Below are 6695 nucleotides of genomic sequence, written 5' to 3'. Positions count from 1 at the left end.
CGTTCAGACCCAGAGTAGAAGAGTCAATCTTCTTCAGGTCGATAGAGATGGTCTGGCCATCGTTCGCGCCAACCTGAATTTTCAGGGAGCCGTCTTTAGACAGTACGTTCACGCCGTTGAACTGAGTTTGACCAGATACGCGGTCGATTTCGTCCAGACGTGATTTAATTTCGTCCTGAATTGAGTCCAGGTCAGATTGGCTGTTAGTGCCGTTCTGAGACTGTACAGTCAGTTCACGAACACGTTGTAAGTTGTTGTTGATTTCAGACAGTGCGCCTTCAGTAGTCTGCGCAGCAGAGATACCGTCGTTGGCGTTACGAGCAGCCTGAGTCAAACCGGTGATGTTAGACTGGAAGCGGTTGGCAATTGCCTGACCTGCTGCGTCGTCTTTTGCGCTGTTGATGCGCAGACCAGATGACAGACGCTCAATAGAAGTAGAGAGCGCAGACTGGTTTTTGTTGATGTTGTTCTGTGTGATCAGCGAGAGGCTGTTGGTATTAATGACTTGGGCCATGATAAATATTCCTGTTAATCAAGTCTTTCGGTTAAGGTGTGGGCTTCAACCCGCCGGCTTCAGCGCCGTCAAAGTTGTTATCGTCTGCCCTTAAACAACCTTTAGATTTTTTTTAGTACCAGGTGAAAAATTTTCCCTTCAACCTGTCACGCTTATCTTTATCGCCCTACCCGCAGACTTCTTTAGCCACACTTGATGATTTTTTCTAGCGCCCGAATTGCCCTTCTCTATATGTCTTATTCGCTTTATTGGTGGCTGGTAAATAATTCTAAACTTTGCCCATAAAGAGCCGATAACCCGCGGTATTGATTCTCCGTGTCGACATAGAAAGGAAACAACATGACCACAATTTCTACCCTCGGTATCGGTTCAGGCCTCGATCTTAGTTCTATTCTGGATAGCTTAACGACCGCTGAAAAAGCGTCTCTGACGCCGATTTCTAATCAGCAGACGGCGTATACCGCAAAACTCAGCGCCTATGGCACCCTTTCCAGCGCATTAACCTCTTTCCAGACTGCCAATACCGCGTTAAACAGTGCCGACTTGTTCAGCGCCACCAGCGCCACTAGCAGTACCACAGCGTTTAGCGCCACCACTTCTGGCAGCCCAGTCGCCGGTAAATACACCGTTAGCGTGACGCAGCTGGCGCAGGCGCAAACCCTGACATCAGGCGTGCAAACCAGCAACACCACCGCGCTGGGCAGCTCCGATGCCAGCCGTACCATGACGATTAAATTGACCGATGGCACCAGCAAAGACATCACCCTGACCAGCGACCAAACGTCATTGACCGGTATGCGTGACGCGATTAACAGCGCCAACGCCGGTGTCAGCGCCAGTATCATCAAAACCGGTGACGGCGCGTATCGCTTGTCGCTGACCGCCTCTAAAACTGGTGAAGCCAATGCGGTTTCTTCGGTTACGGTAACAGGCGATGACACACTGCAAGGTATTGTCGGTTTTGATTCGACCAAGACCGATGCGGATAACCCGCTGGATGTGAGCGTTGCCGCGCAAGATGCGCAGTTGACGGTGAACAACGTGGCGATCACCAGCAGCACCAACACCATCAGTGATGCGCTGGAAGGGATTACGCTGAACCTGAATGATGTCACCAGCGGCAACCAAACGCTGAACATCACCCAGGACACCTCGAAAGCCACCACCGCAATTTCTAACTTTGTTGATGCCTACAACAATTTGCTGGATCAGTTCACCAGCCTGACTAAGTACACTGCAGTGGATGTCGGTTCAGACACGCAAGACTCCAGCAACGGCGCATTAGTCGGCGACAGCACGCTGCGTAGCATTCAGACCCAGATCAAGAGCATGCTGACTAACAGCTCCAGCTCATCCAGCTACAAAACCCTGGCGCAGATCGGCATTACATCCGATCCGACTACTGGTGAATTGACGCTGGATTCGGACAAGCTGAAAACCGAACTGACCAAAGATCCATCCGGCATCAAGCAGATGATTGTTGGCGATGGCAAAACCACCGGCATCACCACCACGCTGGCGACCAATCTGACCAGCTGGTTGTCATCAACCGGCAGCATTCAGTCAGCGAAAGACGGCGTGAGTAAAACGCTGAACAACCTGACGCAGCAGTACAACGACATGAACACGCGTATCAACGCGATGATTGCGCGTTACAAGACCCAGTTTACCCAACTCGACGTCACCATGAGCTCGTTGAACAGCACCAGCTCTTATCTCACTCAGCAGTTCGACAACATGACGTCGAGCAGCAGTTCTAAATAGTAAGGAGTGACCATGTACAGCGCTTCAGGCACCCAAGCCTACGCAAAAATTGGGGTGGAAAGTTCAGTGATGAGCGCCAACCAGCAGCAGCTGATTACGCTGTTGTTTGATGGCGCCATCAGCGCACTGGTCCGCGCCCGCCTGTTTATGCAGGACAACAATATCCAGGGAAAAGGTAACTCGATTTCCAAGGCCATTAACATCATCGAAGGCGGATTGAAACAAGGCCTCGATGAGCAATCAGGTGATGACCTCACTAACAACCTGTTAGGGCTGTATGCCTACATGGTTCGCCGTCTGGTACAGGCCAATCTGCGTAATGACGTCGAAGCCCTAGAAGAAGTTGAAGGTCTTCTGCGCAATATCGCTGATGCCTGGAAAGAAGTCGTACAACCTCAACACCTTCAGGACGCCGTTTAATGACTATTGCACCGCAACTGATCACCGTTTACCAACAGTTACTCGATCTCAGCCACGGAATGCTGCGTTTGGCAGCAGAAGGCGAATGGGATGATTTGATTACCAAGGAAGTGGATTACGTCAGTGCGGTGCAAAGGCTGGCACAAACAACCGAAGCTGCGGAACCGTCGCGCCAGTTGCAAGAACAGCTGCGCCCGGTATTGCGCCATATTCTCGATAATGAGAGTGAAGTCAAACGTCTGCTGCAACTGCGCATGGACGAATTGACACAGCTGGTCGGTCAATCATCGATGCAGAAATCGGTGATGAGCGCCTACGGCAAGCAAGGTAATGTGTTCTTGCCGCAGAATTAAGGTTGTTTAGCTGAATAAAAAACGGGTGAGAAGTCAGCTTCTCACCCGTTTTTGTTTTGGGATTGCCAGGTCACCCTAAATGGCGACCTGGGAAAATCACTTCTGCGTCGGCACTGAAACCGGCTGCATAATCTGCGGCTCGATGTCCTGAATCACCGCCTCATTCGGGCGCTTCGCCACTTCTTGCAACGCCTGCTGGCACTCAACGGTTGGGCGATCCACTTTACGCAGTTTTAACCCATCATAATGCAGCTCGCCATTCTCCAGCTCCAGCGGCATCACGCGCACCTGACGCGTCACGTTGACCCAATCATCACCCAAACGTGTCAGTTTTCCTGGTTTAGCAATCACGCGCTGCCACTGGCGGCAATCCAGCGTATCGCCCTGCGCACCGATAATCAGGCTGCCCATCGCTTGCTCGTTGATTAACTTGCTCTGCGGGCCGACGGTTTGCCAGTTGCCTTGCAGCTCCAGCGGGGCCGGGGTTTTCACCGCAGCTTCATAATTGCTGATCTGCGCACAACCGCTCAGCGCCATGGCGGCCAGTATCATCCACTTTTTCATTCTTAATCCCTACACTCGCGTCAATGGCGGCTACGTTATAATTTTTCCAGTGAGTTACGCAAGGTACAGCGCGTTTTTTGCCGCTCCCCGCCGGATAAAACCCTCAAGCCACCCGCTTCTACGCCGATAACTCTTCTGGAGTTAAAAGAACCTGCAATAACAATAATTACCGACACTACACTCACCTTCGTTACGGAGAACACCGTTATGCGATTGACCCTTCGCGCGCGTCTGACATCGATCGTCAGCCTGTTGTGCATTTTACTGATTGTTGCCGCCATCTGGGGAATCATTGGATTGCGCGCTGCCGACCAACGGGCGCAAAACGCCTATCAAAATGAACTGTTACCGCTGCAATACTCTTCCCGCCTGTACCGCATGGTGCAGGAGCAATCGTCTACTCTGTTTGATGCGCTGCGCTACTGGACGGACAGCAGCGAAGTAGAAAAACGTTTGGCGCGTATGGCGCAATACGGCGAGCAGATCGCGAAAGATCGCCACACCTGGCAACAGCTGTCGTTCGATGCGCAAACCAAACCATTAAGCCAGCAATTCATCACCCATCTTGATAGCTGGCAAAGCGCATTAAAAGAAGCCGGTGACCTGCTGAAAAGCGGCAATCCTTCGGCGGCGCTGGTGGTGATTGAAACCCGTCTGCGCAGTGGCAGCCAGTTGCTGCAACAGGATATCGATCAGCTGGATGCGCTGATGCGTCAGCATGCGGAACTCACCTATCAACAGAGCAACAGCGATTACCAATTGGCGCGCAATAGCCTGATTGTGATTCTGCTCGGCGGCTTGAGCGTGGCGTTGATTGCCGGTTGGCTGCTGATTCGATCGATTAACCGTTCAATTGGGCAAGCGCGTGAATTGGCCGAATCGATCGCCGCCGGTGAATTGAATCATGACATCGGCGCAGTATCGCGTGATGAGATGGGCGAACTGATGCAATCGCTGCTGCGTATGGATGTGCGTCTGGCGGAGATCGTACGGGATGTCGGCGAAAGCGCCAGCGCGTTGAGCGATGCCGCGCGTCAAATGGCGGACGGCAATGACGATCTCTCCGAACGTACCCATTCGCAGGCCAGCTCGCTGGAGCAAACCGCCGCCAGCATGGAGCAGATGACCGCCACGGTGAAACACAATGCCGATAACGCCGCGCAGGCCAACGAACTCGCCACCGATGTACGCCAACAGGCGGAACGTGGCAGCAGCGTGCTGCGTGATGCGGTGAGCGCGATGGAGGAGATCGAATCGTCCAGCAAGCGTATCGCCGACATTAACCGGGTGATTGATGAGATCGCTTTCCAGACCAACCTGCTGGCGCTGAATGCCGCAGTTGAGGCCGCACGCGCAGGCGAACAAGGCCGCGGATTTGCCGTCGTCGCCTCTGAAGTGCGTCAACTGGCGCAACGTTCGGCGGGTGCCGCGCATGAGATCAAAGCGTTGATCGATGCCAGCGTTGGCAAAGTGGAAGCCGGCAGCGCGCTGGTACAACGTTCTGGCGCGATGTTGAATGACATCAATCACGGCGTGGCGCGCGTGGTGGATATCGTCGGTGAAATCGCCATCGCCAGCCGCCAGCAATCCAGCGGCATTGAGCAGGTCAACACCGCGGTGATCCAGATGGATGGCGCTACCCAGCAGAACGCCTCGCTGGTGCAGGAAGCCAGCGCCGCCAGCCAGACCGTCAGCGAACATGCCGGATTGCTGGTCGAGAAGATGTCCTTCTTCCGCCTGCAAGCACGCTAAGGAGCGATGATGCGAAAACTTCTCGCTTTGTTTGCCGCCCTGCCGCTGCTGAGCCAGGCGGCGACCACGCTGAATATTGCTACCATCGCCAATGGCGATATGACCATCATGCAGCAGCTGTCGTCGCGCTATGAACAAGAACATCCCGACATCAAGCTGCAATGGCATGTTATGGACGACGGCGCGCTGCGACAAGCGGTGCTGTCGGCGATGAACAGCGGCCAAGCGCAGTTCGATGTCATTACCGTCGGTACTTATGAAGCGCCACTGTGGGGCGAAAAAGGTTGGCTGGCTCCGCTAAATAAGCTGCCTGCCGATTACGATAGCGATGATCTGATCGCGCCGGTGCGCAAAGCGCTGTCGTGGCACAACACGCTGTACGCGCTGCCGTTCTACGGTGAAAGCAGCATGACCTATTACCGCAAAGATCTGTTCGCCGAGAAAGGCTTAACCATGCCCGCCGATCCCGACTGGACCGATATCAAAAACTTTGCTGCCAAACTCACCGATCCGCAGAAAGGCATTTATGGATTATGCCTGCGCGGACAGCCGGGCTGGGGCGATAACGTGGCGTTTCTCACCACTATGGCGAATGCCTATGGTGCGCAATGGTTTGATGAGAACTGGCAACCGACATTGAACTCACCGGAATGGCGTGAAGCGCTGGGCGATTATTTGCAGGTGGTGAAGCAGGATGGGCCGCCGGATACGGTGAAAAACAGTTTCGGCCAGATTCTGCGTCTCACCGCCCAAGGTAAATGCGCGATGTGGATCGACAGCACCGTCGCCGCCGGTTTGCTGGTGAATCCGCAAATTTCCATGGTGGCGGATAAGCTGGCATTCGCGCCTGCACCGGGCGGCATCACGCGTAACGGCTCGAATTGGTTGTGGTCATGGGCGCTGGCAGTGCCAGCCAACACGCCGAATCGCGAGGCGGCAACCGCCTTTATTAGCTGGGCGACGTCAAAGCAGTACATCCAGCAAGTGGCAGATACCGTTGGCTGGGGCGCGGTGCCGCCGGGCAGTCGCAACTCCACTTATCAGCAGGCCAGTTATCAGCGTTTAGCGCCGTATGCCGCGCAGGTACGCGCTGCGATTGATTCCGCCACCGTTGAGCAGCCGACGCTCAATCCGGTGCCGTATCAGGGCGTGCAGTACGTCAGCATTCCGGGATTTGATCAGATGGGTAACGCCGTTGGGCAGAATCTGGCCGATATGCTGAGCGGCAAGCTGACGCTGGATGAAACGCTGGCGAAGAATCAGCAGGACGTTGCACGGATTTATCAGCAGTTGCATTGATCGGACGTTTCGTAAGGTGCGTATTCTCG

The 6695-nt window shown here is 54.2% G+C and carries 6 protein-coding genes and 1 pseudogene; 5 read left to right on the top strand and 2 right to left on the bottom strand.

Annotation, left to right across the window (positions count from 1 at the left end):
• Positions 1-514, bottom strand: a pseudogene (locus tag ABDW13_RS05350) (flagellin FliC); the annotation flags it as partial.
• 339 nt (positions 515-853) lie between these two features.
• Between ABDW13_RS05350 and fliD the strand changes: the two are divergent.
• The 3 genes from fliD to fliT are packed head-to-tail and all read left to right on the top strand — an operon-like array spanning position 854 to position 3051.
• Positions 854-2278, top strand: a complete 1425-nt coding sequence (gene fliD, locus ABDW13_RS05345) for a flagellar filament capping protein FliD (RefSeq protein WP_343551397.1) — start codon at positions 854-856, stop codon at positions 2276-2278.
• 12 nt (positions 2279-2290) lie between these two features.
• On the top strand, positions 2291-2698 hold the full coding sequence (fliS, locus tag ABDW13_RS05340) for a flagellar export chaperone FliS (RefSeq protein ID WP_343551396.1): 408 nt from the start codon (positions 2291-2293) through the stop codon (positions 2696-2698).
• Entirely contained in the window at positions 2698-3051 is a 354-nt protein-coding gene (gene fliT / locus ABDW13_RS05335) for a flagella biosynthesis regulatory protein FliT (RefSeq protein WP_343551395.1), read from the top strand. The genes fliS and fliT overlap by 1 nt, the downstream gene beginning before the upstream one ends.
• A 96-nt stretch (positions 3052-3147) precedes the next feature.
• Here the strand turns inward: fliT and yedD are convergent, their stop codons facing one another.
• Complete coding sequence (gene yedD, locus ABDW13_RS05330; protein ID WP_343551394.1) at positions 3148-3615, bottom strand: lipoprotein YedD; 468 nt, start codon at positions 3613-3615, stop codon at positions 3148-3150.
• Positions 3616-3822: 207 nt separating this feature from the next.
• On the opposite strand from yedD, the gene ABDW13_RS05325 reads away from it, so the two are divergent.
• Both ABDW13_RS05325 and ABDW13_RS05320 read left to right on the top strand, forming a co-directional pair.
• Positions 3823-5367, top strand: a complete 1545-nt coding sequence (locus tag ABDW13_RS05325) for a methyl-accepting chemotaxis protein (protein ID WP_343551393.1) — start codon at positions 3823-3825, stop codon at positions 5365-5367.
• A 9-nt stretch (positions 5368-5376) separates the two neighbouring features.
• Positions 5377-6666 carry a sugar ABC transporter substrate-binding protein gene (locus ABDW13_RS05320; protein WP_343551392.1) on the top strand — a complete coding sequence of 430 codons (1290 nt, stop codon included), beginning with the start codon at positions 5377-5379 and terminating at the stop codon, positions 6664-6666.
• Positions 6667-6695 lie beyond the last annotated feature (29 nt).

The organism is Pantoea sp. (genome assembly GCF_039594315.1).
Classification (GTDB): Bacteria; Pseudomonadota; Gammaproteobacteria; order Enterobacterales; family Enterobacteriaceae; genus Pantoea.
The sequence above is the reverse complement of the archived record's forward strand: the minus strand, read 5'-3'. Positions and strand labels throughout refer to the sequence as shown.

What these genes read in the sequence shown, in the direction of transcription:
- fliD (WP_343551397.1), top strand. Translation starts at nt 854, where the DNA reads ATGACCACAATTTCTACCCTCGGTATCGGTTCAGGCCTCGATCTTAGT.
- fliS (WP_343551396.1), top strand. Translation starts at nt 2,291, where the DNA reads ATGTACAGCGCTTCAGGCACCCAAGCCTACGCAAAAATTGGGGTGGAA.
- fliT (WP_343551395.1), top strand. Translation starts at nt 2,698, where the DNA reads ATGACTATTGCACCGCAACTGATCACCGTTTACCAACAGTTACTCGAT.
- yedD (WP_343551394.1), bottom strand. Translation starts at nt 3,615, where the DNA reads ATGAAAAAGTGGATGATACTGGCCGCCATGGCGCTGAGCGGTTGTGCG.
- ABDW13_RS05325 (WP_343551393.1), top strand. Translation starts at nt 3,823, where the DNA reads ATGCGATTGACCCTTCGCGCGCGTCTGACATCGATCGTCAGCCTGTTG.
- ABDW13_RS05320 (WP_343551392.1), top strand. Translation starts at nt 5,377, where the DNA reads ATGCGAAAACTTCTCGCTTTGTTTGCCGCCCTGCCGCTGCTGAGCCAG.